At 66.3% G+C, this 25,757-nt stretch carries 24 protein-coding genes; 9 read left to right on the top strand and 15 right to left on the bottom strand.

Translation table 11 applies throughout. The annotated features are described in order from the left end of the window. Positions 1 to 70: 70 nt before the first annotated feature. Both AC27VL_RS00655 and AC27VL_RS00650 read left to right on the top strand, forming a co-directional pair. A complete protein-coding gene (locus AC27VL_RS00655) occupies positions 71 to 505 on the top strand; it encodes a hypothetical protein (protein ID WP_488765273.1) in 435 nt (144 codons plus the stop codon). 143 nt (positions 506 to 648) lie between these two features. Then, positions 649 to 1,653: a DUF4034 domain-containing protein gene (locus tag AC27VL_RS00650; protein ID WP_230109290.1), complete on the top strand. Its 1,005-nt coding sequence runs from the start codon at positions 649 to 651 to the stop codon at positions 1,651 to 1,653. Positions 1,654 to 1,707: 54 nt separating this feature from the next. Here the strand turns inward: AC27VL_RS00650 and AC27VL_RS00645 are convergent, their stop codons facing one another. Continuing rightward, a complete protein-coding gene (locus AC27VL_RS00645) occupies positions 1,708 to 3,993 on the bottom strand; it encodes an FdhF/YdeP family oxidoreductase (RefSeq protein WP_100552626.1) in 2,286 nt (761 codons plus the stop codon). A gap of 212 nt (positions 3,994 to 4,205) precedes the next feature. Between AC27VL_RS00645 and fdhD the strand changes: the two genes are divergently transcribed. Continuing rightward, positions 4,206 to 5,063 (top strand): formate dehydrogenase accessory sulfurtransferase FdhD, encoded by an 858-nt coding sequence (gene fdhD, locus AC27VL_RS00640; RefSeq protein ID WP_488765272.1) that lies wholly within the window; start codon positions 4,206 to 4,208, stop codon positions 5,061 to 5,063. A 10-nt stretch (positions 5,064 to 5,073) separates the two neighbouring features. Here fdhD and AC27VL_RS00635 read toward each other — a convergent pair whose 3' ends face one another. After that, entirely contained in the window at positions 5,074 to 5,610 is a 537-nt protein-coding gene (locus AC27VL_RS00635; RefSeq protein WP_099818599.1) for a carboxymuconolactone decarboxylase family protein, read from the bottom strand. Positions 5,611 to 5,715: 105 nt separating this feature from the next. Between AC27VL_RS00635 and AC27VL_RS00630 the strand changes: the two genes are divergently transcribed. After that, entirely contained in the window at positions 5,716 to 6,597 is an 882-nt protein-coding gene (locus AC27VL_RS00630; RefSeq protein WP_488765270.1) for an AraC family transcriptional regulator, read from the top strand. A 7-nt stretch (positions 6,598 to 6,604) separates the two neighbouring features. Here the strand turns inward: AC27VL_RS00630 and AC27VL_RS00625 are convergent, their stop codons facing one another. The 8 genes from AC27VL_RS00625 to AC27VL_RS00590 all read right to left on the bottom strand — a co-directional run bounded on the left by AC27VL_RS00625 (position 6,605) and on the right by AC27VL_RS00590 (position 13,223). After that, positions 6,605 to 7,165 (bottom strand): TetR/AcrR family transcriptional regulator, encoded by a 561-nt coding sequence (locus AC27VL_RS00625; protein ID WP_089235779.1) that lies wholly within the window; start codon positions 7,163 to 7,165, stop codon positions 6,605 to 6,607. Positions 7,166 to 7,170: 5 nt separating this feature from the next. After that, positions 7,171 to 8,703 (bottom strand): MFS transporter, encoded by a 1,533-nt coding sequence (locus AC27VL_RS00620; protein WP_488765268.1) that lies wholly within the window; start codon positions 8,701 to 8,703, stop codon positions 7,171 to 7,173. A 123-nt stretch (positions 8,704 to 8,826) separates the two neighbouring features. Further along, a complete protein-coding gene (locus tag AC27VL_RS00615) occupies positions 8,827 to 9,549 on the bottom strand; it encodes a hypothetical protein (RefSeq protein ID WP_488765396.1) in 723 nt (240 codons plus the stop codon). A gap of 32 nt (positions 9,550 to 9,581) precedes the next feature. Further along, positions 9,582 to 10,211, bottom strand: coding sequence for a DUF3299 domain-containing protein (locus AC27VL_RS00610; RefSeq protein ID WP_488765267.1), 630 nt, complete (start codon positions 10,209 to 10,211; stop codon positions 9,582 to 9,584). Further along, positions 10,201 to 10,755, bottom strand: a complete 555-nt coding sequence (locus AC27VL_RS00605; protein WP_100552633.1) for a DUF3299 domain-containing protein — start codon at positions 10,753 to 10,755, stop codon at positions 10,201 to 10,203. Before AC27VL_RS00605 ends, AC27VL_RS00610 begins: the two co-directional genes overlap by 11 nt. Then, positions 10,752 to 12,005: an ABC transporter permease gene (locus AC27VL_RS00600; RefSeq protein WP_488765266.1), complete on the bottom strand. Its 1,254-nt coding sequence runs from the start codon at positions 12,003 to 12,005 to the stop codon at positions 10,752 to 10,754. Before AC27VL_RS00600 ends, AC27VL_RS00605 begins: the two co-directional genes overlap by 4 nt. After that, a complete protein-coding gene (locus tag AC27VL_RS00595) occupies positions 11,998 to 12,693 on the bottom strand; it encodes an ATP-binding cassette domain-containing protein (protein WP_488765264.1) in 696 nt (231 codons plus the stop codon). The genes AC27VL_RS00600 and AC27VL_RS00595 overlap by 8 nt, the downstream gene beginning before the upstream one ends. Continuing rightward, positions 12,690 to 13,223, bottom strand: a complete 534-nt coding sequence (locus tag AC27VL_RS00590) for a ZrgA family zinc uptake protein (protein ID WP_100552636.1) — start codon at positions 13,221 to 13,223, stop codon at positions 12,690 to 12,692. The genes AC27VL_RS00595 and AC27VL_RS00590 overlap by 4 nt, the downstream gene beginning before the upstream one ends. A gap of 32 nt (positions 13,224 to 13,255) precedes the next feature. Between AC27VL_RS00590 and AC27VL_RS00585 the strand changes: the two genes are divergently transcribed. After that, complete coding sequence (locus AC27VL_RS00585) at positions 13,256 to 13,732, top strand: MerC domain-containing protein (protein ID WP_488765263.1); 477 nt, start codon at positions 13,256 to 13,258, stop codon at positions 13,730 to 13,732. A gap of 7 nt (positions 13,733 to 13,739) precedes the next feature. Here AC27VL_RS00585 and AC27VL_RS00580 read toward each other — a convergent pair whose 3' ends face one another. Then, a complete protein-coding gene (locus AC27VL_RS00580; protein WP_488765261.1) occupies positions 13,740 to 15,917 on the bottom strand; it encodes a TonB-dependent receptor in 2,178 nt (725 codons plus the stop codon). A gap of 135 nt (positions 15,918 to 16,052) precedes the next feature. Between AC27VL_RS00580 and AC27VL_RS00575 the strand changes: the two genes are divergently transcribed. Next, a complete protein-coding gene (locus AC27VL_RS00575; protein WP_488765259.1) occupies positions 16,053 to 16,895 on the top strand; it encodes a helix-turn-helix transcriptional regulator in 843 nt (280 codons plus the stop codon). Between the two features lie 48 nt (positions 16,896 to 16,943). Here the strand turns inward: AC27VL_RS00575 and AC27VL_RS00570 are convergent, their stop codons facing one another. Then, the gene (locus tag AC27VL_RS00570; RefSeq protein WP_488765258.1) at positions 16,944 to 17,879 is read right to left on the bottom strand and encodes a LysR family transcriptional regulator; all 936 of its coding nucleotides are present in this window, start codon (positions 17,877 to 17,879) and stop codon (positions 16,944 to 16,946) included. 106 nt (positions 17,880 to 17,985) lie between these two features. On the opposite strand from AC27VL_RS00570, the gene AC27VL_RS00565 reads away from it, so the two are divergent. Next, positions 17,986 to 18,729: an SDR family oxidoreductase gene (locus AC27VL_RS00565; RefSeq protein ID WP_488765257.1), complete on the top strand. Its 744-nt coding sequence runs from the start codon at positions 17,986 to 17,988 to the stop codon at positions 18,727 to 18,729. 74 nt (positions 18,730 to 18,803) lie between these two features. Here the strand turns inward: AC27VL_RS00565 and AC27VL_RS00560 are convergent, their stop codons facing one another. Beyond that, positions 18,804 to 21,155 (bottom strand): GH92 family glycosyl hydrolase, encoded by a 2,352-nt coding sequence (locus AC27VL_RS00560; protein WP_488765256.1) that lies wholly within the window; start codon positions 21,153 to 21,155, stop codon positions 18,804 to 18,806. A 1,077-nt stretch (positions 21,156 to 22,232) separates the two neighbouring features. Between AC27VL_RS00560 and AC27VL_RS00555 the strand changes: the two genes are divergently transcribed. Both AC27VL_RS00555 and AC27VL_RS00550 read left to right on the top strand, forming a co-directional pair. Beyond that, positions 22,233 to 23,837, top strand: a complete 1,605-nt coding sequence (locus AC27VL_RS00555; RefSeq protein ID WP_488765255.1) for an autotransporter family protein — start codon at positions 22,233 to 22,235, stop codon at positions 23,835 to 23,837. Positions 23,838 to 24,259: 422 nt separating this feature from the next. After that, positions 24,260 to 24,508 (top strand): hypothetical protein, encoded by a 249-nt coding sequence (locus AC27VL_RS00550; RefSeq protein WP_100552644.1) that lies wholly within the window; start codon positions 24,260 to 24,262, stop codon positions 24,506 to 24,508. Between the two features lie 98 nt (positions 24,509 to 24,606). Here the strand turns inward: AC27VL_RS00550 and AC27VL_RS00545 are convergent, their stop codons facing one another. Both AC27VL_RS00545 and AC27VL_RS00540 read right to left on the bottom strand, forming a co-directional pair. Continuing rightward, the gene (locus AC27VL_RS00545; protein ID WP_100552645.1) at positions 24,607 to 24,930 is read right to left on the bottom strand and encodes a thioredoxin family protein; all 324 of its coding nucleotides are present in this window, start codon (positions 24,928 to 24,930) and stop codon (positions 24,607 to 24,609) included. Between the two features lie 5 nt (positions 24,931 to 24,935). Next, positions 24,936 to 25,352 (bottom strand): baeRF12 domain-containing protein, encoded by a 417-nt coding sequence (locus tag AC27VL_RS00540; protein WP_089235798.1) that lies wholly within the window; start codon positions 25,350 to 25,352, stop codon positions 24,936 to 24,938. Positions 25,353 to 25,757 lie beyond the last annotated feature (405 nt).

Here is a 25,757-nt window from a genome sequence, read left to right as displayed (position 1 = left end):
TAGCCGACGCACGAGGCACCCGTCGCCGCTGCCTGGTGTCATCATGGATGACGTTCATTGGAGCATTTCCATGTCTGCCCGCTGCACCCCTGCCGCCCTCCTGCTGTCTGCGTTGCTGAGCTTTCCGGTCATGGCAGGCGAACGCCAATGGACCGTGCTGTCCAGCGGCGTTGCTGACGACACCCATGAGCGCTGGCAGGTGAGCGCGACGCGGTTGCATACGCTGCCCGCCTTCGACCCGGCGCGCGCCGAGCCGCCGCTGTCGGTACATCAAGCGACGGCGGCAGCGCTGGCCCACGCACGCCTGCGTTATCCGGGCGACGACTTCGTGGTCTCCGAGGTCAGCCTGCAGCGCTTCACCGCCGGCGCGGCGGCGCATAACGAAGACGCAGCGCGCGGCTGGGTGTACCTGGTCAGCCTCGACTACAACGCCAAGGGCTGGACCCAGATGGTTCCCGTGCTGCTGGACGGCAGCATCGTGCTGAGCGACAGCGAGAAACCGTAGGGGCGGTACCCGCCGGCCTGTTCGGCTGGCTGACTCGTCCCGGACTTGCGCGGTGCACCGGTCTGTGGCGATATGGCGGTCGCGCCGCTGCCCCTAGGCTCGGGCCTCCTCCAGGACACGGAATTGTCTCGATGAATGGAATCATGCGATCGCTGCTGGCGCTCGTCCTGCTCTTCGCCGCCACGTCCATACGTGCCGACGAACTGACTGATCGCCACGCTGTTACCCGGCAGGCCACGGAACTGTTCGAGAAGCAGGATTTCGCCACGCTGGAACGACTGGGCGAACGCTACCGCACGACGGATCAGCGCTTCGGCAGTGGCGTCTGGAAACTGTCCACCTACTACGCCGGTATCTCCAGAGCGTTCAGCATCACCAACCGCGACCCCGCCTACTGGGCTGGCCGCGAGAAGATCGTGCGCACCTGGATCGAACGGCATCCGAAGTCGCCAGCGGCGCACCTGGCCATGGCCAGGATGCTGTCCAGCCACGCATGGAGCATTCGCGGCAGCGGCTATGCCAACACGGTCAAGGACCAAGACTGGGGGCCCTTCAATACCTACCAGCAACAAGCCATCGACTACCTGCAGCAGCACAAGGCCGTCGTCTCGACGGATCCATACTGGTACGAGCTGATGGAACACCTCGCCATCGAGCGCAGCTGGCCACTGGAGCAGTTCATCGCACTGCACGACGAAGGGATCAAGCGATTCCCCGGTTATTACCCGCTGTACTTCGCGGCCGTCCGCTACTTCGCGCCAAAATGGGGGGGCGATGCACAGGGCCTGGAGATCTACGCACGGCGGGTCATGGCTTTGGCGCCGCCGCGCGATCAGTACATGCTGTATGCGCGCATCTACTGGGTAGCCTCGCAGGATGAGTATGGCAAACGCCTGTTCGTCGATTCGGCCGTCGACTGGCCGAGCATGAAACGCGGCTTCGAGGACATCCTGGCGCGCTACCCGGACGAATGGAACCAGCAGGCGTTCGCCTACTTCGCCTGCCAGGCCAATGATCGGGAAACGGCCCGCGGACTGGTGACAAAGATCCAGGAGCCCATCCTGGCGGTGTGGCGGGATACCGCCGACTACTACCGCTGTTCGTTTGCCCTGGACGAAGATACCAACCCACACCTGGGCGCCCGCTAGCGCCGAGTCTACTCGACGCCACCGGCCCCGCCGGCAAGCAGGCATGACCCTCCTCTACGCGGGCACCTCGACCTGCGCGCGCATGCGTACCGGAATGGATTTCGCCGCTGGCGTACCGCTGATCCGATCGTAGTAGTCCAGCGGCAGCAGCGGGTTGAGCTCAGGATAGTAGCCGGCCAGCGCACCGCGCGGCATCGGATAGTCAAGCACAGTCAGGCCTTCGATGCGCCGCGTCACGCCATCGTCGCTGATCGTTTCCAGGCTCACCAGGGCTTCCTTGCCGAGCCCGCGCGCCAGACGGTCTTCGATGTTCATGAACACCACCATGCGGTCGTTGTACACGCCCCGGTAGCGGTCGTTGTAGCTGTAGATGGTGGTGTTGTACTGGTCGTGCGAACGCACCGTGGCCAGCCGCAGCATCTCCGGATCATCGACCACCGTGTTCACTTCCAGGCCGGGCATGACCAGGATGTTGGCCTTGCCGTTCGGCGTCGGCCACACGCGCCGGCGCGGTGGAATATCCAGGTGGAAGCCGTGCAGTGCCTGGATGCGTTCGTTGAAGCCTGTGTAGATGTCCGGGTAGACGGCGGCGATCAGGTCGCGGATCGGGCCGTAATCGTGCATGTACGCGGCCCAGTCCACCTTGCTGTCCGGCAACGCCGCCATCGCCATGCGGCAGACGATCTCCACTTCCGGCAGCACGTGCTCGCTGGCCGGCTCCAGCACGCCGCGCGACGCGGTCACGTTGGACATCGCATCTTCGATGGTGACGAACTGTTCCCCCAGTGGTGTGCGGATCCACTCCGAACGCGCCACCACCGGCAGGATCAGCGCGTCGCGGCCATGCACAAGATGGCCTCGATTAAGCTTGGTGGCGATGCCCACGGTCAGTTCCAGTCTGCGCATGGCTTCGTAGGCGCGTTCGGTATCGGGCACGGCATGGATGAAGTTGCCGCCCATGCCGATGAACACCTTGGCGCTGCCATCCAGCATCGCCGCGATCGACTCGACCACGTGGTGGCCGTGTTCGCGTGGCGGATCAAAACCGAATACCTGCTGCACGCGATCCAGGTAGCGCGCGGTGGGCTTTTCATCGATGCCGACCGTGCGGTCGCCCTGCACGTTGGAATGCCCGCGGATCGGGCCGATGCCCGCGCCCGGCTTGCCGAAGTTGCCGCGCAGCAACAGCAGGTTGGCCACCTGCTGCAGCAGCCGCGAACCCTGCTGGTGCTGGGTCAGGCCCATTCCATAGCAGATGACCGTCGCACGCGAACGGATATAGATCTCCGCGCAGCGCCGTATCTGCTCCTGCGCGATGCCCGACACCCGCACGATCTCATCCCAGTCCTGCGCCAGCACATCCTGGCGCAATGCCTCCAGGCCAACGGTGTGCTCGGCCAGGAAGGCATGATCCAGCACCTGCTCGCCCTCGGCTTCGCGCTCGAACATCACCTTCATCATGCCCTTGATCAGCGCCAGGTCGCCGCCGATACGGACATGCACGAACTCGCTGGTGATCTCGGTGGACCCGAACGTGGCCATCTGCACCACGTCCTGCGGTTCGGTGAAGCGGATCAGGGCGCGCTCCGGCATCGGGTTGACCGCCACGATCGGCACGCCGCGTTTGCGCGCTTCCACCAGATTGCTCATCATCCGCGGCGAGTTGGTGCCGGTGTTCTGGCCCATCACGAAGATCGCCTCGGCGTGTTCGAAGTCGTCCAGCACGATGGTGCCCTTGCCCACGCCGATCACCGGCGGCAGGCCCCGGCTGGTCGGCTCGTGGCACATGTTCGAACAGTCCGGGAAGTTGTTGGTGCCGAACTCGCGCACGAAGATCGAATACAGGAACGCCGCCTCGTTGGGCGTGCGGCCGGAGGTGTAGAACTCGGCCTGGTCGGGGTGGTCCAACGCCTGCAGATGGCGGCCGATCAGCGCGAACGCCTCGTCCCATTCGCAGGGAACATAGTGATCGGTGGCGGCGTCGTAGCGCATCGGCTCGGTCAGTCGGCCCTGCAGCTCCAACCAGTAATCGGTCTGCGCCATCAGCTCGGTGACGGTGTGCTGGGCGAACAGCTCGCGGGTCACCCGGTGCTGGGTCGCTTCCCAGGCCAGGGCCTTGGCGCCGTTCTCGCAGAATTCCAGCTTCTTGCGGTGGTCGGCATCGGGGAATGCGCAACTGGGGCACTTGAAGCCACCCGGTTGGTTCATCGCCAGCAGTGCCTTCGATCCTTTGCCGATCACGCTCTGCTGCAGCAGCACCTTGGCGGTCGCACCGGCGGCCCCCCAGCCGCCTGCCGGTTGGTTGTAGGGCTTGTAACGCGGCGGCTTCTGTTCGGACATGGTCGGGAACCTGCGTTGGTGGAGTGCCTGCCTGCAGTGCCGGGCCCGCGCCCGGCTGCCGTGGCCAGTCAAGCACGCCGGCAACCGCGGCGCCATAGCCCGGCTGTGGTAACGCAGGCTGCCATGGCAACGGTTACCGCCGCGTCTTCACTGGATGGCTGCGCTATTCTGCGGGCGTAGCCTGCCCTTCTGCTTTGCCCAGGATGTGCCGCATGCCCGGATCGACGCCGCCCTCCCCTCCGCCCGCCGGCACGGCACTGCGCACGCTGCAACGCTGGCGCAGCACAGGGCAGGAGCAACAGGTGGACGTGATCGCCGAAGAAGTGCCGGTGGTGATGCGCTACAACGGTGCCGCCTTCGCGGTGATGATGGCCACGCCGTGCGACCTGGAGGATTTCGCCCTGGGTTTCTCGCTCAGCGAAGGATTGATCGAGCGCCCCGATCAGCTGCTGTCCGCCGAGGTGCAGCCCCAACTGGAAGGCATCGAGCTGAAGATGACCGTGTCCGCCAACGCCCCTGGCGCAGGGCTGGACCCCGACAATGGCCGCCTGCTGCCTGGTCGTGGCGGTTGCGGACTGTGTGGTGCGCGTCAGCTGGAAGACGTGCTGCGTCCGCTGCCGCCGGTAGAAGACCGCCGCACCTATCAGACGGCTGCCCTGCAGCGGGCGCTGGCCGGGTTGGCCCCGCACCAGCCGATGAATGCTGCCAGTGGTTCGACCCATGCAGCGGCGTGGGCCGATGCCAGCGGCCGCATCGGCTGGGTGCGCGAAGACGTGGGCCGTCACAACGCGCTGGATAAGCTGATCGGTGCGCTGCACCACAACGAACACAGCATCGATGGTGGCCTGCTGGTGGTGTCCAGCCGTGCCAGCTACGAAATGGTCAGCAAGGCCGCACGCGCCGGAGCGAGCGTACTCGCCGCCGTCTCGGCCCCCACCGCGCTTGCCATCGATCTGGCCCGCAGCGCCGGTCTGTGCCTGGTGGGTTTCGCCCGCGAAGGGGGCTTCAACGTGTACACCCATCCGGAGCGGCTGCAGGGGGATGGCCTGCACGGCCACCCTCCTGCCTGACGGCGCGGCCTCAGCGCAGCGCCACCTTCGGGAAGTCCACCGGCACGTCAAAGGCCACGTTGACGTAGTTGGTGAACAGATTGAGCGCTACGTGGGCCAGGATCTCCACAATCTGCTCGTCATCGAAACCAGCCGCGCGCAGCGCCTGCACGTCAGCGTCGGCAATCTGCGCACGCTGCTCGACCACCTTCAGCGCGAAGTCCAAGGCGGCGGCGGTGGCCGGATCGCTGGACTGGCCGATCTGCGCAGCGGCCATCTGTTCACCACTGGCGCCGGCCTTGCGCCCCAGCGCCGTGTGCGCGGCCAGGCAGTATTCGCACGCATTGCGGTTGGCGATGGCCACCGCGATCTGTTCACCCAGCAGCGGCGACAGACGGCCGCCACCCAGCGCGCCGAATGCGCCCCACATGCTCTGCAGTGCGGCGGGCGAGTTGGCCACGGCACGGAACATCGCCGGCGTGGCGCCGAAGGCGGCGTGGACCTGGCCCAGCAGGGCCTGACGCTCGGGCGTGGTCGAGGTCGGGTCGATCAGGGGAATGCGGGACATGGGGTACTCCTTGCGATAGCGCCCGGGATTGGACGATGGGCTCATCGTAGGTAGACTCGCCGGACGAATAGAGCATTTATTTCCACATATGTTGTCCATTCATCCATGAACGCCACGCCGCCCGCATTCCCACCGACCGACGATGTGCCTGACCGGCTGTCGACCCTGCTCGAACGGTTCCGGGTGCAGGCAGCGCTGTTCCATTCCGGCCCGTTGTGCGGACGGCACGTGTTCGAACCGCAGCCGGGGCGCGCCTTCCTGCACATCCTGCGCAAGGGGGAAATGGAGGTGCATCACCCCGATGCGGACTGCATCACGCGCCAGCTGAAGGTCACCGCCCCCAGCCTGCTGCTGTACCCGCGGCCCCTGCGGCATGTGTTCCTCAACGCGCCGCTGGACGGTCCTGATTTCACCTGCGCCACGCTGGATTTCGACGGCGGTGCACGCAATCCGGTCGTCCAGTCGCTGCCGCCGGTGATGGTGGTGCCGCTGTCGGCCATCGGTGAACTGGACGGCACCCTGCACCTGCTGTTCGCGGAAGCCGACCGCCAGCGCTGCGGGTCGCGCCTGCTGACCAACCGGCTGTTCGAGGTTGCCCTGATCCAGGTATTGCGCTGGGTGATCGATCATCCCGATGCTGCGGGGGTAAGCCACGGGTTGATGCGCGGGCTGTCCGATGCGCGCCTGGCACGCACGCTGGTGGCCCTGCACCAGTCGCCGCAGCAGGCTTGGACCCTGCCGAAGATGGCGGCCATCGCCGGGCTGTCGCGCAGCGCGTTCGCGGCGGTGTTCAAGGAAGTGATGCAGACCACGCCGGCCAGCTACCTGCTGGATTGGCGTTTGAGCCTGGCCTGCACGCAGCTGCGCGCGGGGGCAGCGGCCAAGCAGGTGGCGACCGACGTCGGCTTTGCCGATACCGCCTCGCTGTCCAAGGCGTTCCGCAAACGCCTGGGGCTCTCGCCCCGCGCGTGGCTGGCGACGCTGTAGCCCGCGGCTAGTCCTTCGGGGACTGTTCGGGAGAGAGCAGCCCGCCGATCCGCTCGGTCAACTGTGCGCGCACCTTCTCGTCCAGCTGGCCTTCGTACATGGCCTCGTAGATCCACAGGCCGTCGGCGGCCAACCGCGCCACGAAATTGTCCAGCGCCGCAGGGTCGTTGCTGCCGGCGGCCGGTGGCGAAGGCGCCCAGCGCTGCACTACCGGTGCCCACGGCCGGTCGCTGGGGAACTCGGGGTCCACCGAGTCCAGCATGAACATCAGCTCGGCGCGGGTGGCGCTCTGTGCCGAAACGCGCACGAAGGTCTGATAGCGCTCCAGCGCAGTGGCCTCGCCAGCCGACTTGCCCAGCAGCGCCTCCATCGATGCTTCCCAGCTCTGCACCAGGTGCTCGTCGATGCCGCGCAGCAACGCCTCGCGCGAGGGGAAGTGGTACAGCAGGCCGCCACGGGTCAACTGCGCCTCGGCCGCCACCGATTCAAAGGTGACCGCACGCACGCCGTCGCGGTTGATCACGCTGACGGCGGCGTCGAGGATGCGCTCGCGCTTGCTGGTTCTCATTGCCGCTATTTTACGCGATCGGCAGCGCCGTCGCGGCCACCGGCACGTCCACGCAGCAGGCGCGCGATGATCACCGCGCCGGCCGCCAGCACCGCGCTGATCACCAGCAGCACGATCTGGTAACCGCGATCGTAGGCCGCGGTTGCCAGGGCGAACCACTCACCCTGCCCCGCCTCACGCGCCACGTGCAATGCCTGGGTGAACCCCTCGCGCGCGGCGGCCGGAATGTCCGCCGACTCCGGCAGGAACGCGCCGTACATCGCAGCGCTCAGGCTGCCCAGCAGCGCGACCGCCAGCAGGCCACCGAACTCGTAGGACACCTCCTCCACCGACGAGGCCATGCCCGCACGATGCGGCGGTACGTTGTTGAGGATGGCAGTGGACGCTACCGAGATCGCAGCACCCATGCCGAAGCCGGTGATCGCCATGCCGGCCACCACCCAGCCCAGACCGTGCGGGAAGCCCAGCGCCACCACCCCGACACCTACCGCGCCAGCCGCAAGGCCGCCACAGATCAACGGACGCAGGCCGACCCGATGCAGCACGCTGCCGCCCAGCAACGCGCTGGGCAGGCTGCCCAGCGCCGCCACCGATACCAGCAGGCCCGCCTGCAATGGGCTGAGGCCGGCCACCAGCTGGAAACGCTGGGTGGTGAGCAGCTGCAGCCCGGCCATCGCAAACAGGGTGAACACTGCCGACAGCGTGCCTGCAAGGAACGCCGGGTTACGGAAGATGGCGAAATCCAGCAGCGGATAGGGCAACTGCTGCTGACGGCGGCTGAAGGCGAAGCCGGCGATGACCGCCAGCAGCAGCGAGACCGCGCCGACACCGTACGAGGGCGGCGTAGCGATCAGCGACTTGATCGCCAGCACCAGCCCGGACAGCGCGGCCAGTGCCAGCAACGAGGACAGCAGGTCCCACGGCCGCGTGCTGTCGCGCTGCCCTTCCGGCGCCAGCACCAGGGTCGCGATGAAGGCGACCACCACCACCGGCACGTTGATCAGGAATACCGAGCCCCACCAGAAGTGCTGCAACAGCCAGCCACCGATGATCGGCCCCAGTGCCGCACCGACGATGGCCACCGAACCCCAGATCGCGATGGCGATGTTGCGCTCGCGCTCTTCATGGAAGCTGAGCCCGATCAATGCCAACGTGGCCGGCATCATCGCCGCCGCACCCACGGCGAGGAAGGCACGCGCTGCAATCAGCTGCGCGGCGGTCGCAGAGAACGCGGCCGCCAACGAGGCGATGCCGAACACCACCAGGCCGATCAGGAACATCCGCCGGTGGCCGATGCGGTCACCCAGGGTGCCAGCGCCCAGCAGCAGGCCAGCCATCACCAGCGGATAGGCGTTGATGATCCACAGCGCCTGCCCGGCGCTGGCCGAGAGTTCCTCGGTCAGGGTCGGCAGCGCCGTGTACAGCACCGAGTTGTCCAACGTGACCAGCAGCAGGCCGGCGGCGACGGTGAACAGCAGCGACCAGCGTCGGGCGCGCGACAGGGACGGAGCACCGTCCAAGGGCTGGGAGAGAGCCATGGGAACCTGGAGGGGAAGGAGTACGCCCATAACTATACAGGACATCCTGTATAGTTATAGCTGTCCCAACGAACGCCATTCAGCTTCCCGGAGGCGCAATACCCGCTGCCGACAGGCCCTGGCTCACCTGCATTCCGCGGGCAATGCAGCGACCGCCTGCACTATCGGGTCCTGCATGGCGTGTCCCACTGCGGCATCCAGTTCGCCACGCAGATGGCCGTGCTGCCGCTGCATCACGTCTTCGCACAGCGCACGCACCCGCGCACGGGCGTTGCTGCGCAGCGTGCTGCAGCGCCAATCCCCCCCTCCCAGCGGCAGCACCGAATAGACCACGCTGTTGCAGGCGTTGCCGGCGCGTTCTGGCAGCGGGCGCCCGCCGAAGTCACGCGGCGCACTGCTGCGCTGCGGGTCGAAGTAGCTGTCCGGGAACGTGCGTGCGTACTGTTCGATATCCACCTCGATGCTGCCGCCATCGCCTGCCGGCAGGCGCAGCACCGCGCCGCAGCCGGTGGCATCGGCGCGGTGCTGGATGTACTGGTAGATCGGCCGATCCAGGCTCGCATCCTGCGTGGTCACAGTGCTCACCGCCGCCAACACCGGCAGCGACGCACGGTTGGCCATGCGTGCCAGCACTCCCGCCTGCGCCGGTTCGCAACGGTCGCGCAGCGTCGCCACCAGCAGGAACAGCAGGTCATCACGAAAGGCCTTGTCTGCAGCCATGTGATGTTCGATGCGTGCCTGCGCTTCCGCCGCCGGTGCGGGAAATGCCACTGCCGGTGGCGAGGGCGCGTGCGTTGCGTTCCATAGCAGCGCCACGCCGGTCCCTGCCAGCAGCAGCACCACCATCAGCAGCGCAACGGTGCGTGCGCGGAGCCTGGTCATCGGGTGATCGCGGAAAGCGTCGCCGCGGCTGCGTCATAGGACGCGCTGGCGATATCCGCCTCGAAGTGCTTCACCTGCAGGCGCCCTGACAGCCGGTAAGGGTCCCACAACGCGCCCATCGTGATCGGAGTGGCCAGGGTCACATGGATGATCTGGTTCGGCGGTGGTGGCGGTACGTGGATGCACGCGCCATAGAACGGCACGAACAGCAGTTCGTCCACCTGCCCGGCGTCGTTCATCGCCAGCGGCACCACATAGCCATCCAGGTCCAGCGCCCGTCCATCCACGCCATCGACCACCGCCGACGAGCCGAACTGCTGCGCGCGCACAGGGCTGGAATGATCGATGGCCTGCCCGGGCAGCGAGCCCGACCCGGTGTCGTCGATCAATCCGCCTATCCCATCCATGCCGTTGCCACGCGACAGCCCGATCTGCGGCGGAGGACGCTGGAAGCTGTCCTCCCCGGGCATCAGCGCGTCCCAGCGGTCGATCACTGCAGACGGCGCCGCTGGCGAAGCGGCAGCGCTGCTGGCCTGTGGCTGCGGAGCCTCCACGGCGGGCCGGCCACAGCTGGTCAGCAGTACACCGGGAAGCAGAACGGCAAGCACCTTCGCGCTACGGTTCATAAGGCCTCAATTCGGCGTCGGCCATGCTGTATGCCGAGCCTGCAAGATCATCGTCCACCCGCTCGGCGCGCAACACGCCGGCCAGGAAGAACGGCGAGTACATGTCGGGCATGGCGATCGGCCGCGGCAGTACCACGTGCACGATCTGGTTCGGTGGCGGCGGTGGCACGTGGATGCACGCGCCGTAGTACGGCACGAACAGGAATTCGAGCAGTCGACCATCCGCCGCATTGGCCAAAGGCACGACATAGCCCGGCAACCGCACCGCGCGATCCAGTACCGCGTCCACGGTACGGAACGTACCGAACTGGGCCATGCGCCGGTTGCCGCTGTGCTGCACCTCCGGCCCCTCGCCGCGCTCCAGTGCGGCCAGTTCATCGCCCGGCAGCATCTGCAACCAGTCCAGTTCCTGCTCGCTTTCGGTGCCAGCATTGCTCTGCACCGGCGACGGAGGCAGTGCCTGCACACCGGTATCGGTCGGCCGCGTGCAGGCGACCAGCAGCATTGCCGCAGCCAGCAGCAATCCGCGGACGCCCGGGCTCATGACGCAGGCGCCAGGCCATCGGCCAGGGTGCGCCGGTAGGCCAGCAGCGCAGGCAGCAGGCCTGCGACCGCGCTGATCAGCAGCACGCCCCCCACCCAGGCCAGTTCGCGCGCGTCCGGCCAGACGTGGGTAATCGACAGACCGAAATTGGCCAGCGCCCAGCTGCGCCCCACCACGCTGGCGCAGGTCAGCACGGCCAGCGCCAGCGCGCAGGCCATCGCAGCGGTGGCCACGGCTTCAACGACCAGCAGGCAGGCCACATAGGCTGGACGCGCACCGGTAGCGCGCAGCACCGCCATCTCACGGCGGCGCTCCTGCAGCGTCGATACCAGCAGCGCCATCAGCGAAACCATGCCCAGCAGCACCACCATCGCACTGATCAACTGCAACGCGCGCTCGGCCGTCCCCAGCGACTGCCACAGCTGCTGCAGGGTCACGCCGGGCAGGATGGCCTGCAACGCTTCGTCTGGATACTCGTTGATGCTGCGCTGCACGCCGAACGTGGCGATGCGCGAGTTCAGGCCCAGCATGAAGGCGGTGATGCTGGTCGGGGTCAGGTCGAGCTGGCGCGCCTGTTCGGCGCTGACATGCTGGCTGCGAAGGTGCACGCCGGAGCGCCAGTCGACATGGATCGCCTCGATCGCCGGCAGTGACACCAGCACGGAAGAATCCACCGGCGTGCCGGTCCGCTGCAGGATGCCGACCACACGGAACGGCTTGTCGGCATGCGTGGCCAGGGTTACCGCACCGGTGCCATGGGCCAGCACGATGTCAGCGCCCACGCCGATATGCGCCGCCTGCGCGACTTCAGCGCCGACCACCGCGTCATACAGGTCGTCGAACGGCTTGCCCTGTGCGAATGCCAGCGGATGCCCCGCGCCATGCCGGTAGTGTTCGAAGTAACCGGCAGTGGTGCCGATCACCCGATAGCCACGCCAGGAATCGCCCAATGACAGCGGCACTGCCCATTTCACCTGCGGCAGCGCCGACAGTTCCTGGTAGGACTGCCAGGACACGTTGTTGGTCGGGTCTCCGATATGGAACACCGAGTACAGCAGCAGGTTCACCGGCCCCGAGCGTGCGCCGACGATCAGGTCCGTGCCCGAGACGGTGCTTGCAAAGCCCTCGTGGGCCTGCGTGCGGATGCGTTCCACGCCCAGCAGCAGGACGACGCTCAGGGTGATGACCAGCACGGTCAGGCTCACGCTCAGGGCGCGGCTGCGCAGGCTGGCCCAGGCCAACTCAAACATGTGCGCCCCCTGCCCGGTTCAGATCGCCCAGCGACAGCACCTGGTCGAACAACGGCTGCAGGCGGTCATCGTGGCTGACCACCAGTGCGGTGGTGCCGGCGGCGCGGCACTGCGCGGACATCAGCTGCAGGAAGGCCGTGGCCGCGTCGGGGTCCAGCGCCGAAGTCGGTTCGTCGGCCAGCAGTACCGCTGGGCGGCCGATCAAGGCACGGGCAGCGGCAACGCGCTGCTGCTGGCCAACGCTGAGCGTGCCCGCCGCACGCGGCATCAGTGCCGGGTCCAGCTGCAGCGCGCGCAGCAGGCGCGCGATCTCGGCATCCAGCCCACCGTCGATGCGCGCATTGCGCAACGGCGAGAAGCGCACGCCAAGGGCGATGTTGTTGCGTACGCTCAGGAACGGCAGCAGGTTGAACTGCTGGAAGATCACGCCCAGCTGGTCGGCGCGGAAACGATCGCGCGCGGCGGCGCCGAGCGTGTTCACTGCGTGGCCGGCGACACGGATACTGCCGCGGCCCGGCAGCAGGATGCCTGCCAGCAGGCCCAGCAGCGTGCTCTTGCCCGAGCCGCTGGTGCCGCGCAGCAGCACGCTGCTGCCCGCACTCACCTGCAGCTGTGCGATGTCCAGCACTGCTCGGTCTGCGTAGCCGAACTGCACGCCCTGCAGGTCGATGATGGTCGCTTCGTTCATGGCGCCAGCGGCACCCGCAGGCTGTCGGCGGTCACCACGCTGCGGCCTTGCCCGGTCGACGTCGCGGTATTGACGATCACCTCATGCAGACCTGGAAACAGCGTCGGCAGCGGTAATGCCAGCCCACGCAATGCCGCCGGGTTGGCGCAGTGGTAGCGCAGTGCTGCGGTGAATCCGGCGTGCGTGTGCTGGCCAGGCTGCGTTGCCACTGCTACTGGCGCAAAGCCCTCCGCAGTCGCCTCGGCATGGTCCAACCGGCACTGCGCAGCGCTCGGCAACGTGACCCAGCTGCCGCTCTGCAGGATCGATCGCGCCCGCGCCAATGCGGCCTGTTCGCGGCTGTCGGCAGGTGGTCGTTCGAAGTCGAGGATGCCGATGCCCGGCGCACGCAGTGCCAGTTCCAGCGTTCCCTGGTCCACGGCCAGATCGACATCGGCCTGGCCATGGACATGCGCATCGTGATGGCGCACGTCGTGGGCGTTCGCAGAATGAGCAGCAAGCAGCAGTAGAAGGGCGGCAGAACGTTTCATGGGGGAGCTCCGTATTGTTACTATGTAACATTATGGACCATATCCCGACCTCGCCCGCAAGGGCCCGCACCCAGCCGCCAGCTTCGGCACGCTGGCATCCCCGCTTCGATCTGGCAGGCGCCTGGCTGACGCTGGCCTGTGCCGCACACTGCGTGGCCCTGCCCTTGCTGCTGGCCTTCACGCCCGCGGCGATGATGGCGCTGCGCTCGTTCCAGCACCCTGGCCACGCGGCGATGACCGCGCTGCTGGTGATGTCGCGCTGGGAATGGCTGTTCGCGCTGCTGGCCTCGACGATCGCCCTGCTCAGCACCGCCGCCGGGCAGCGCCGCCATCAGCGCGCACTGCCGCTGTGCGTGGCCCTTGCAGGCGCGATCCTGCTGCTGTCGGCCTCGCTGTACCTGCCATTGAAGGAATCGCTGCTCTGGCATGGCGCTGCCACCGCCTGCGGAGGGGTGATGCTGGCCGTCGCACATCTGCGCAACCGGCGGGCCCTGCGGTCCGCCGGCTGATGACCCTTCAGAACCGGTAGCCGACCTCGGCACCGACAATGCGCGGGCTGTCCACCGGCCCGTAGTAGTTGCCATCGCGGCCGAAGGCCAGGTTGTCGAAGATCAGGCCGTTGATGCGGCGCTTGTCGGTCAGGTTCTGCACGAACACGCGCGTGCTCCACGGGCCCCGCTCGTAACCCAGCTGCACGCCCAGTACGGCCACGGCCGGCTGGAACGCGCGGTTGCGCTCGTCCAGCGCGCTGGAACCGGTGAACTGCGATTCCACCCGGGCATAGATGCCGGAATCGAACTGATACCGCGCGGCCAGGTAGCCGGTGTAGTGCGGCGTCAGCTTGACCCGCTTGCCGTGCAGGTTCTCCTGCGGGCTGACCCACAGCTTGGTGTACGTCGCATCGACATAGCCGACATTGGCCATCACCGTGAACCCCGGCGCGACTTCAAACACCCCTTCCAGCTCTGCACCGCGCGAACGTATCGAGGCATCCGAGCCCACGTAGTCGGAGGAGATCGGCCGGCCGTTGGCATCGGTGGCCACCTGGATTTCCTGCCAGTTGTCCGAGCTGATATGGAACAGGGCGCCGCCGATATGGCCACGGCCGCCCGCCAGGTTCATCTTGAAGCCTACTTCATGGCTCCACATGCGTTCGGATTCGTAGCGCAGCACCTTGTCGTTGATCACATCGCTCTGCGCGGCGGCCAGGTTGAAGCCACCGGGGATATAGCCCTTGGCCGAGGCCGCATAGAACGACAGATCATCGCTGGCGTCATAGCGCAGCGAGACGCGCGGCAACGTGGCTGAGAACGTATGCGCCAGGGCTGCGTCGCGGTAGCGCACCAGGCCGCCCGCACCCAGGTCGAGGAATCCGGCGCGCTGTTCGGTGGAACGGCGGGCCTGCTCGTGGCGGATGCCGAGGCTGGCGGTCAGCTTCGGCAATGCAGGCAGCGTGTAGCTGGCGGTCGCGAAAACACTGTAGTCCTCACCCTTGGAGGTCTGCCGCGGCCCCAGGTTGTAACTGTCCAGCCCGCGCAGCGCCGGGCCGACGAAGGTGCCCTGGATCGAATCCTTGTCGATGCGATAGGTCGATACACCGGCCATCCAGGTCAGCGCCTGGTCGCTGGGCGAGCTGAAGCGCGCCTCGGCATTCCATGCATCCTTCTTGTCGTAGATGTAGCCGGCCAGCGCGGAGCTGGCGGTCATGTCGAAGTCATAGCCAGCCGAGGTGGTTTCCTCGCTGCGGTACGAGGCGGCGACATCCAGGGTGCCGGACTGCAGTTGCCACTGCGCGCTGAGGCCGGCAACGGTCTCGTCCTTTTCGGTGCGCTTGGGCGCATCGTTGATGTAGGTGAAATCACCTGCATGGCGGCCACCATTGAGGCGGTCGCCATAGGTGCGGTTGTACAGGCCGGTATCCAGCGGCAGGTACTCGTACTCGAACATGCCTGGTGCGCGCGTGCGCAGGTGATAGGCCAAGGCGTTGACGGTCACGTAATCGCTGGGCCGCCAGCGCAGCTTGCCCTGCAGATAGCCCTCTTTCACTTCGCCGCGCGCGCCGTACGGGGTCAGGTTCTTCAGGTGGGCATCCTCATCGGACCCCATGAACGCCACCGAGCCCGACAGCGTGCCGTCCTTGCTCAGCGGGCCTGCCAGGAAGCCATCCACGGCCGTACCGTTACCGTTGCCGAACCAGGTGCTGCGTACGTTCACCTCACCCTCGCGGGTATCGGCCGGGCCGCGCGTGCGCACCAGCACCAGCCCCGATTCGCTGTTGGCGCCGTACAGGGTGCCCTGCGGCCCCCGCAGCACCTCGACCGATTCCACCTGGTTGAGTACCGCGTTGCTCAGCTCGCGGAACGGAATGCCATCGATGTAGACCGACGCGCGGTTGACCAGGAAAGGATTGGATTCGATGCCGCGGATGGAAATGAACATGTTGCTCAGCTGGCCCATCACGTTGAACTTCACGTTGGGGGCCAGTTTGTCCAGGTCACGGAACTCGGTGACACCGGCTTCTTTCAGCGCCTGCCGGTCAAGCACGGTCACCGACAGGTCACTCTTCAGGTAGGGCGTGTCGCGCTTGGAGCCGGTGACCACCACGCCATCGAGGGTGGTGGCATCGGCGGACTGGGCGTGGGCGGGAAGAACAGGAACGAGCAACGACGCTGCGACGAGGGCAACGGAGGACACGGGGGCTTTCAAGGGCAACCTCATGAGGAACGGAAACGCGCCTGGCGGGCCGGCTGGCGCAAACTGTTATCCTGTAACATTCGACGCTCGCCGCCACTCCATTGCAGTCAGCGCTGCTCCATTCCTGGACCCGCCATGCCCGCCCTCGCCGACCAGTTGCACCGGGAAGCCGCCCAGCCCATGGAGGGAACCGTGACCAGCGAGGATGGCTCGGTCGTTCTGCTGCGCCATGGTTTCCAGGCCAGCGAAGGCCCCATGGGGCACCCGCACCAACTGCGGCTGGGCCTGCTGCTGGCCGGCGGCGGCAACCTGTACCAACGCACGACTGCCGGGGTATTGCAGGCACAGTGGCATCCGGGCCAGTTCAACGTGGTACTGCCCGGCGATCATGGACACTACGCCAGCCCTGCGGTGGAGCTGCTGGGAATGGCCATCGATACCGCGCAGTGGCGCGATGCGCCTGGCGGCTTCCCGGACGTCCCCTCCCTTTCCCTGCGGCTGCATCGCGACCCGGTCATCGCCTCCGTGCTGCAGGCGCTATGGTCCAGCGCGCAGGTTGACGCCAGCGTGCCCGGCTTCCTGCAGTACGGCGCAGAAGTGGTGGTGCGGCGATTGGCCCAGCTTGCCGGCCAACCACACGCCCGGCCGCCGATGGCCGCACCGCTGTCATCGCGGCAGCTGCGCCAGCTGCAGGGCTTCATCGATGAACACCGTTCGCAGCCGCTGGATGTCGCAGCACTGGCCGGCGTACTCGGCATGGAACCAACCACCTTCAGCCGCGCGCTGCGCGCCGCCACTGGCATGCCGCCGTATACCTACCTGACCCAGCGCCGCATGCAGTGGGCGCAGCAGGCACTGCAGGGCGGCCTCAGCGTGACCGAGGTGGCCATGGCCTGTGGCTACGCCAATCCCAGCAAGTTCAGCGCCGCCTTCCGCCGCGTTGTCGGCGTCTCCCCGTCAGCGTGGCCACGCCGGTAAATCCACGCCATGCGTGGATGGGCCACCACGCGGCGCCAACGCGAACGGTTACGCCAGTAGATCCACGCCATGCGTGGATGGGCCGCCGTGCGCGCGCTCCGCCTCGAACACACCCGCCACCCAGTCGATGAACACCCGCAGCCGTGGCGATGGCGTGCGGTTGCGCGGATAGACCAGGCTGACCGGGCTCGGCGTGGGCGGCATCTCGGGCAGCAGCTCCAGCAGCTGCCCGCGCGCGATGTACGGGTCCATCCGGTAACGCGGCGCCTGGATGATGCCCAACCCGGCCAGCGCGGCACCGAGGAAGGCGTCGGCACCGGACACCCGCACGCGTGCCGGCAACGGCATATGGCGCACCTGGCCGCCCTGCTGGAACTCCAGCGGAATCAGCTGGCCGGTGGCGCTGGAACGGTAGCCGACCATCTGGTGTCCCGCTGCCAGCGACGCGATGCTTTTCGGCTGCCCGTGCGCCTGCACGTAGGCAGGCGACGCCACCGTGACCTCGCGCAGCAACGCCAGGCGCCGCGCGGCCAGATCGCTGTCGGCCAGGGTGCCAACGCGGATGGCCGCATCCACGCCCTCGCGCAGCAGGTCGACATAGCGATCGCCCTCGCTGACCTCCAGTTCGATGTCCGGGTAACGCTGCAGGAAATCCGGCAGGTGCGGGAACAGCAGGTGACGCCCCAGCGTACCGTGCACTTCGATCCGCAGTGGCCCACGGGGTGGCACGTCACGGAACGCGGCTTCGGCATCGTCCATGTCCGCGATCAGGCGCAGGCAGCGGCCATAGAAGGCTTCGCCTTCCAGCGTCGGCACCACCACGCGCGTGGTCCGGTGCAGCAGGCGCACGCCCAGGCGCAGCTCCAATGCCTTGATCGCGTCGGTCACCGTGGCCCGCGGCAGCCCCAGGTCTTCGGCGGCACGGCTGAAGCTGCGGCGCTCGACGATCCGGACGAAGGCACGCAGGGCGGTGAATCGATCCATTGTTCGGCTGGCCGGATGATGTTTCCGGATTATCCGTGATTATCCGCGACGGCGGAGAGACGAAAATGGCCCTGCGCCATCCCGGCGTGACTTCCTGGAATGTGCCATGACCTCCCCCGCTTCCCGCTCTGTCGCCCTGGTCACCGGCGGCTCCCGTGGCATCGGCGCTGCCATCTCGCGCCGCCTGGCCGCCGACGGCCACGCCGTGGTGATCAACTATGCCGGCCGCCGCGATGAGGCCGAGGCACTGGCGGCCGAACTGACCGCCCATGGCGGCCACGCCATGGCCCTGCAGGCCGATGTGGCCGACCCGCAAGCCGCGCATGCGCTGTTCGATGCGATCGAGGCGCGCTTCGGTGGCATCGACGTGGTGGTCAACAGTGCCGGCGTACTGCAGTTGGCCGCACTGGCCGACAGCGATGATGCATTGTTCGACCGCGTGATCGGCATCAACCTCAAGGGCGCATTCAACGTGCTGCGCGAGGCCTCGCGGCGCGTGCGCGATGGTGGCCGCATCGTCACCCTGAGCACCAGCGTGGTGGGCATCAAGCTGGAAAACTACAGCGTGTATGCCGCCAGCAAGGCCGCCGTGGAGACGATGGGGGCGATCCTCAGCAAGGAGCTGCGTGGGCGTGGCATCACCGTGAACGCGGTGGCACCCGGGCCGACCGCCACCGATCTGTTCCTGGACGGGAAGTCGCCCGAGCTGATTGATCGGCTGGCGAAGATGAATCCTTTGGAGCGGCTGGGTACGCCGGAAGACATCGCCGGTGCGGTGGCGTTCCTGGCCGGTGCCGATGGTGGCTGGATCAACGGCCAGGTGCTGCGCGCCAATGGTGGGATGGTGTAGATCGCATGCCAACCAAGGTTGGCATCTACCAAATCACGCCACATCGGTAGTCGCCCACCCTGGTGGGCGCTGCGTCACGGGCTCATCGAATACGGTGCCTGCGCGCCCTGCCCCGGCCAGTTCTTGTTCGGTTCGGCCTGCATGGTGAAATGCAGCTCGCCACCAGCCAGGATCTCATCGTGGCGCAGGAAGGTGCGCTGCAACGGCTTGCCGTTGAGGGTCACGCTGCCGACATAGGTGTGCTTGTCGTCCAGGCCTTCGGCCACGATGGTGAACGTCTTTCCGTTCGGCAACCGCATTGCGGTCTTCGGCAGGAACGGCCGGCCGAGGATGTACTCGCCCGAGCCCGGCGCCACCGGGTAGAAGCCCAGCGCGGTGAACACATACCACGCCGACATCTGGCCCACGTCATCGTTGCCGGCCAAACCATCGGGGCGGTCGGCGTACTGGGTGTCCATGATCTGCTTCAGGCGTGCCTGCGTGCGCCACGGCTGGCCGGCATACGAGTACAGGTAGGCCACGTGATGGCTGGGTTCGTTGCCATGCGCATACCAGCCGATCAGGCCGGTGATGTCTTCCATGTGTTCGAAGATGGCCGGATCGACCTTGGCGTTGAACACTTCATCCAGGCGTGCCAGCAGTTTGTCACTGCCACCATGCGCGGCGGCAAGGCCTGCCACATCCTGCGGCACGTACCATGAGTACTGCCAGGCATTGCCTTCGGTGTAGTCGGTGCCGTAGCCACTGGCGCTGGGGTCGAACGGCGTACGGAAGCTGCCATCGCGCTTGCGCGCACGCATGAAGCCGGTGTCCTTGTCGAAGGCATTGCGCCAGTTGCCGGCACGCTTGTCGAAGGTTGCCGCCACATCGGCCTTGCCCATCGCCTGTGCCATGCGCGCGATGGTCCAGTCATCGAAGGCGTACTCCAGCGTCTTGCTGGCCGCTTCGCCTTCTTCGTCGATCGGCACGTAGCCCAGCTCACGATACTGCGCGATGCCATCGTAAGGACCGTAGTTGGCGGTCTCCACCATCGCCTTAAGCGCCTTGTCCGCGTCGAAACCACGGATACCCTTCACGTAGGCATCGGCGATCACCGGCACCGCGTGGTAGCCGATCATGCACCAGTCTTCCAGGCCATGGAACGACCACACCGGCAACATGCCGTAAGGGCTGTGCTCGTGATGGGCCAGCATGGAATTGACGAAATCGCTGTTGCGCTTTTCCGGCTGCACCAGGGTCAGCAACGGGTGCAGCGCCCGATAGGTATCCCACAGCGAGAACGTCGAATAGTTGGTGTAGCCCTTGGCCTGATGCACCGCATTGTCAGAGCCGCGGTATTGGCCGTCGGCATCCATGAACAGCGTTGGCCCCAGCAGCGTGTGGTACAGCGCGGTGTAGGCGCTGCGACGCGCGTGCTCCGGCGCGTCGATATCCAGCACCGACAACGCCTGCGTCCACTCCTGCTTTGCCTGCACGCGCACGCGGTCGAAATCGAAGTCGGCCACTTCGGCATCCAGGTTGGCGATGGCGCCGGCCTCGCTGACCGGCGAGATCGCCACCTTCACCACCAGCGGCGCCTCCAGCTTGCCGAAGTCGAAGGTGCCCACCAGCTGCCGCCCCTCGATCTGCGCGCGCTGCTTCGGGTCCTTCTCGCCCGGGGGCGCAAAGCCCTTGTAGACGATGTTCTGTTCGGTGTTGTGCAGTTCGTGGCTGGCCAGGGGCCGCGAGAAGCGCATCGCGAAGTACAGCTGGCGGCCGGCGGCCCAGCCGCGGGTCTCGCGGAAGCCGGTGACGGTGCCATCGTCGCGCACGCGTACCCGTGACCACAGGATCTTGCCCGGGTAGTCATACATGCTGGTGCGCATGTCCAGCAGCACCTTGGCCTCGGTGCCCTTGGGGAACGCATAGCGATGGACGCCCACGTGCGCGCTGGTGGTCAGCTCGGCGCGCACCTTGTAGTCGTCCAGGGTGACCGCGTAGTAGCCCGGCTCGGCCTTCTCGTCGTCGTGGCGGAAGCGCGAGGCGTAACCACTCCTGGGCTTCTCGGGGTCGCCGCGCTCCAGGCCCGGGTTGCCGGTGAACGGCATCAGCAGGATGTCGCCCAGGTCGGAATGGCCGGTGCCGGAAAAATGCGTGTGCGAGAAGCCGACGATGCTGCTGTCGTCATAGCGATAGCCCGCCGCCCAGCCATAGGCCTTCTCTCGCGGCTGGATGCGCGTATCCGGGCTGAGCTGGACCATGCCGAACGGCACCGTTGCGCCGGGGTACGTGTGCCCCTCACCGCCGGTACCGATGAACGGATCGACCGAGGCATAGGCCTTGTCGGCGGCGGTCTTGGCCGGGGCAGCCACGGCCAGGCCGGAGGCGAACATCGCCGTAGCGGCGACAGCGATCAGGAGACGACGGTCCAGCGTGGGCATCGGCATTTGGATCGATTCAGGTGATGGTCAGATCCTAGCACCGGCCCTGCCACACCGCATGCTGCGCTGCGGCTGAATGGTCTTATTCACCAGGGCTATCGAACGGAACGATTGCAACAAATTGCATGGATCGAACCCTGCCCGATCAACAGACTGTGCCCCATGCCAATTCCGACCAGAGCTGAGCAAAGACGCCACTGCGAGTCGTGATGTGACCGCTTTCGCACTCTGTCACAGCCATGCCCGAAGGCCTCAAAAAATCACAACGCCTTCACCGCATCTGCGCGCTTGATTCACGTCGGCGACATGAATGCGGTCCCTTTCCGGAATTTCCATCTACCAGGAGTCCCCATGAAGATCGCTGTTCGTTGTTCGCTTGCGCTGGCCATTGCGGCTGGTCTTGCCATTGCCCCCGCCGTTCAAGCCAGGAACCTCAACCCTGGAGAAAGTGCCACCGTCAACGCAGGCGATCCAATTGAAGATTGGACGGCTCGCGGTAACGGCGCGACGCTTGCTTTCACCGCCGGCAGTGTGGCGTCCCGCGCAGGCGTGGGGCCCGGCGCCCACCTGATCATGGAAGGCGCCACTGTAAACAGCAGCGACGATTTCCAGGCGGTTTATGTCACCTCAGCAACCGCCAGGATCTCCTCTTCCCGCCTGAGCAATGACCTGTCTGTCGGCCTCACATTGTCCAACGGCCCCCTTGTCGATGGAACGATACCCTCCACGCCATCCAATGTGATCGTCACGGATTCAACCATCAGCGGGCGAGGTGCGGGCGTTTCAATCTGGGGCGGCGAGCTTCAGCTTTCCAACACGAGCGTTGACGCTGCTGGATCCAGCTGGCTCCATCCAACAACGTCTGCCGGAATCCTTATCTCCTCCAACTCTACGATTCGCGTCACCGACGGCTCATCCATCGCTGGCGACGAGAACGGAATCGTTGTCAGGGATGAATGGAGCAGGCCTGAAAGCGAGATCGCTGACAACGCAATCACCCTCGACAATTCAGCTGTCATCGGTCGCAATGGATCTGGGATCCTCGTTGGTATTGGCCAGAATCTCGGCAACACCACGATCAACGTGACCAACGGCAGTACGGTGTCTGGCGGCAACGGCGTGATCGCCGAAGTCATCGACGGCGGCACCCTGGACTTCAATGTGCAGGCCTCCAATCTGCAAGGCGACCTGCGCGCCGATGCGGCGTCGCAGATGCACGTAGCCCTGTCCAACACCGCCAGCATCACCGGCGCCATGACCAACGTCACCAGCGTTGCGCTGGACGCCGCCACCTGGAACATGACCGGCAATTCCACCGTTGGCCGGCTCGATCTCGGCAGTGGCACGGTGTCGCTGGGCAATGGCACAACCTTCAATACCCTCAACGTCGCCGGCAACTTCAACGGCAATGACGGCACGATCCTGTTCAACACCGTGCTGGCTGGCGACACCGCTGCCTCCGACAAGCTGATCATCGGTGGCGACACCAGCGGCAGCGCCAACGTGCGCGTCAACAACGTCGGCGGTGCCGGTGCGCAGACCGATAAGGGTATCGAGCTGATCCAGGTGGGCGGTGCCTCCAATGGCCAGTTCACCCTGGCCGGCCGTGCCGTGGGCGGCCAGTACGACTACTTCCTGTTCAAGGGCACCGGCACCGATGGCAACTGGTATCTGCGTTCGCAGCTGCCGACCCAGCCGGAACCGTGCGAGGTCGACCCGAGCCTGCCGGAATGCAACCCGGTGCTGCCGGGTCCAGATCCGGACCCAGTGCTGCGCCCCGAGCCCGGCGCCTACCTGGCCAACCTGCAGGCCGCGCAGACGATGTTCCGCCTGGGCTACCACGATCGCCAGGCCGGCCAGAACGGTGGCCGTGCGTGGGCGCGCGTGGACGGCTCACGCAACGGTTTCGATGCGGTCAGCCGCCAGCTCGACATCCGCGGCAACAGCCAGGCACTGACCGTCGGTGCCGATGTGTGGCGCCACGATTCGGGCAGCAGCGTGGGCGTGATGCTGTCCAGCGGCAACGCCACCAGCACCTCCACCAATGCGCTGACCGGCTACTACGCCCGCGGCAAGGTGAAGGGCGAAGCGCTGGGCCTGTACGGCACCTGGCGCGGCGGCAATGGCGCCGACCCGTATGCAGGTTTCTACGTGGATGGCTCGGTGCAGCGCGCCCAGTTCCGCAACCGGGTGCAAGGTATCGGCCTGGCCGACGAGCGCTATGACAGCCGTGCATGGCAGGGTGCGGTGGAAACCGGCTACGCCTTCCGTGTGGGTGGCGCCAGCAACGGCGGCATCTATCTGGAGCCGCAGCTGCAGCTGGGTTACAACCGCTGGGACAGCAACCGCCACACCGAAGCCAACGGCACGGTGGTAACCAGCGAGGATGCCGATGGCCTGTTCGGTCGTGCTGGCCTGCGCCTGTCCGGCGTGACGCGCTGGGGTAATGGAACGACCGAAGTGCAGCCGTACATCGCGGCCCACTGGCTGCACACCCGTGCCGAGTCGCAGATCCGCATGGACGATGAGGTGGTGGATGCGCGCATCCCGCGCAGCCGTGGTGAATTCAGTGCCGGTGCGTCGCTGACGTTCGGCAACGGTGTGGGTGCGTGGGGTGGGCTGTCGCTGCAGAAGGCCAGCGGTTTCCACCAGACCAGTGCGCAGGTGGGTGTGAGCTACAGCTGGTAAGGCGTTTCTGGCCTTGTGAGGGCAGCCCGGGTTTGCGTGCCGGGCTGCCTTTTTGCTTTTCGGGTTGCGCCGGCGAGCGCGCTCGTCACCGCGGAACGAGCGCATCGCGCCACATCATGCCGCTATCAGGTCGTCTGCTGGGCTGCTCGCGACATGCAGATGCTCGCGCTTCAGTTGGAGAAATTTCCGTATGAAAAATCTATTGGAACTGCGCTGGCTGGCGTGTGCAGGATGTCCGCGCAGCACGAACACCGCTGCCGGGATTGGAACCCCGGAATGAGCTACGAGAGCTGCTTGCCATGACTACGGCGGGCGGTGCGCGGCGGCCGCATGGCCCTCCGGCTTTTCTCGTAGCTCAGCCGAAGTTCCAACCCGCATCGCCCGCCACCCTCCGGTGGCCACGTACCTCAAGGAGCCATCGCATGTCGCATGAACCGCCCATCCTGACCCCGGAAATGGAATCCCTGTTCTTCCGCATCGAGCACGCCCTGAACACCGCCGAGGGCATGGCAATGATGATCGGTGAGAACGAACCGGTAGACCCACAGGCGCATCTTCGCCCGGGCTACAACCTACAGAAGATCATGGTTGCGATGATGGCGCTGAGCCAGCATGGCCGGCGGTTGCTGCATGAACTGCGCGAGCAGCATGTGCGGGTGACGCTGCATTGAAGCGTGTAGAGCCGAGCCCATGCTCGACTCTGGTGTGATCGAGCACTACGGTTGGTGACGGAGCAAGCCGGGCATGGGCTCGGCTCTACAGGAGCCGGTCAATCCGGCAGCGCGCTCTGCAGTGTGGCGAGATCTGCCGCATCCACCGGCCGCACCACGCGCGCCACTTCCTTGCCGTCACGCAACAGGATCACCGTCGGCCACAGCTTCACCTGGAACGAGCGGCCCAGCGGCTTGCCCTTGCCATCTTCGATCTTCCAGTGCGGCAGATCATGCGCATCCACGAAGGCCTGCAGTGCCGGTTGCGCGGCCTGGCAATGGCCGCACCACGGCGCGCCGAATTCCAGCAGCAGCCAACCGGCCTGCGCATCCACCTCCGCGCGGGCCGGCTCGGCGGCTACATGATCACGCATGAAGGGCATGCCGGTTACGCCTGCAGCGTGCGCTGGATGTCTTCCAGCGGCGCGTTGGTCAGATCCTTGGCGATATCGACCAGCAACCGCGCCTGCGTCTCTTTATGCAGCAACGGACGGATGCGGCCAAGCGTGGTGGGATCGGCGATCAGCACCAGATGCGCGTAGCGGTTGTTGAGTGCATCTTCGTTGAGCTGCTCGGCCACCTGCTTGGCGAAGGTCGCTTCGTTGAGCTGCGAGATCGACATGTCCTTGGGCACCGCGCCGGACGGCCCCTGTCCGGATACACCCTGCTCGCTGATGTCCTGCAGGCGCAGCTCGCCTTCCTGCTTCAAGGTGAGCTTCTGCTCGCTGCCGACGTTGGTGAACACGCGGGCCGAGCCACCATCGGCGACGATAACCAGGGTGCCTTCGGGAATGCGACGGGTCATGCGTTACTCCTTGCGTTGGTTCGCAACCACCGTAGAAGGCATGGCGTGAGCGAGGTGAGCACAACATGTTCATTCGATGTGCGTGGGTCATCTGCATGAACAGGCAACATGGAACGCTGCGTTCGTGCTGGCGCGATTCTCGGCACGCTCACACTGTAACCGTTATCATGAACACATGATCGACACGACCCACTGCGCGTCAGCACCTGTTGCTGGCATGCGGGAAGCACTGCCGACCGGCGCTTCGCTTTCCATCATTGCTTCCCCCTCGCCTTTCCATCGCCTCGCGCTGGATCCCGGCGGATGACGCCTGCGGGCCCTGCCCCGCCTGTTCTCTGCGCCTGCCACCACCCCACGTGCACTGACGCGGTCTGACATGTAATCGGACCCATCCGATTGTCCCGC

The organism is Stenotrophomonas sp. 14P6.2.3, assembly GCF_057799055.1.
Note: the sequence above shows the minus strand (reverse complement) of the source record. Positions and strands in the feature narration are given on the sequence as shown.

What these genes read in the sequence shown, in the direction of transcription:
- AC27VL_RS00655 (WP_488765273.1), top strand. Translation starts at nt 71, where the DNA reads ATGTCTGCCCGCTGCACCCCTGCCGCCCTCCTGCTGTCTGCGTTGCTG.
- AC27VL_RS00650 (WP_230109290.1), top strand. Translation starts at nt 649, where the DNA reads ATGCGATCGCTGCTGGCGCTCGTCCTGCTCTTCGCCGCCACGTCCATA.
- AC27VL_RS00645 (WP_100552626.1), bottom strand. Translation starts at nt 3,993, where the DNA reads ATGTCCGAACAGAAGCCGCCGCGTTACAAGCCCTACAACCAACCGGCA.
- fdhD (WP_488765272.1), top strand. Translation starts at nt 4,206, where the DNA reads ATGCCCGGATCGACGCCGCCCTCCCCTCCGCCCGCCGGCACGGCACTG.
- AC27VL_RS00635 (WP_099818599.1), bottom strand. Translation starts at nt 5,610, where the DNA reads ATGTCCCGCATTCCCCTGATCGACCCGACCTCGACCACGCCCGAGCGT.
- AC27VL_RS00630 (WP_488765270.1), top strand. Translation starts at nt 5,716, where the DNA reads ATGAACGCCACGCCGCCCGCATTCCCACCGACCGACGATGTGCCTGAC.
- AC27VL_RS00625 (WP_089235779.1), bottom strand. Translation starts at nt 7,165, where the DNA reads ATGAGAACCAGCAAGCGCGAGCGCATCCTCGACGCCGCCGTCAGCGTG.
- AC27VL_RS00620 (WP_488765268.1), bottom strand. Translation starts at nt 8,703, where the DNA reads ATGGCTCTCTCCCAGCCCTTGGACGGTGCTCCGTCCCTGTCGCGCGCC.
- AC27VL_RS00615 (WP_488765396.1), bottom strand. Translation starts at nt 9,549, where the DNA reads ATGGTGGTGCTGCTGCTGGCAGGGACCGGCGTGGCGCTGCTATGGAAC.
- AC27VL_RS00610 (WP_488765267.1), bottom strand. Translation starts at nt 10,211, where the DNA reads ATGAACCGTAGCGCGAAGGTGCTTGCCGTTCTGCTTCCCGGTGTACTG.
- AC27VL_RS00605 (WP_100552633.1), bottom strand. Translation starts at nt 10,755, where the DNA reads ATGAGCCCGGGCGTCCGCGGATTGCTGCTGGCTGCGGCAATGCTGCTG.
- AC27VL_RS00600 (WP_488765266.1), bottom strand. Translation starts at nt 12,005, where the DNA reads ATGTTTGAGTTGGCCTGGGCCAGCCTGCGCAGCCGCGCCCTGAGCGTG.
- AC27VL_RS00595 (WP_488765264.1), bottom strand. Translation starts at nt 12,693, where the DNA reads ATGAACGAAGCGACCATCATCGACCTGCAGGGCGTGCAGTTCGGCTAC.
- AC27VL_RS00590 (WP_100552636.1), bottom strand. Translation starts at nt 13,223, where the DNA reads ATGAAACGTTCTGCCGCCCTTCTACTGCTGCTTGCTGCTCATTCTGCG.
- AC27VL_RS00585 (WP_488765263.1), top strand. Translation starts at nt 13,256, where the DNA reads ATGGACCATATCCCGACCTCGCCCGCAAGGGCCCGCACCCAGCCGCCA.
- AC27VL_RS00575 (WP_488765259.1), top strand. Translation starts at nt 16,053, where the DNA reads ATGCCCGCCCTCGCCGACCAGTTGCACCGGGAAGCCGCCCAGCCCATG.
- AC27VL_RS00570 (WP_488765258.1), bottom strand. Translation starts at nt 17,879, where the DNA reads ATGGATCGATTCACCGCCCTGCGTGCCTTCGTCCGGATCGTCGAGCGC.
- AC27VL_RS00565 (WP_488765257.1), top strand. Translation starts at nt 17,986, where the DNA reads ATGACCTCCCCCGCTTCCCGCTCTGTCGCCCTGGTCACCGGCGGCTCC.
- AC27VL_RS00560 (WP_488765256.1), bottom strand. Translation starts at nt 21,155, where the DNA reads ATGCCGATGCCCACGCTGGACCGTCGTCTCCTGATCGCTGTCGCCGCT.
- AC27VL_RS00550 (WP_100552644.1), top strand. Translation starts at nt 24,260, where the DNA reads ATGTCGCATGAACCGCCCATCCTGACCCCGGAAATGGAATCCCTGTTC.
- AC27VL_RS00545 (WP_100552645.1), bottom strand. Translation starts at nt 24,930, where the DNA reads ATGCCCTTCATGCGTGATCATGTAGCCGCCGAGCCGGCCCGCGCGGAG.
- AC27VL_RS00540 (WP_089235798.1), bottom strand. Translation starts at nt 25,352, where the DNA reads ATGACCCGTCGCATTCCCGAAGGCACCCTGGTTATCGTCGCCGATGGT.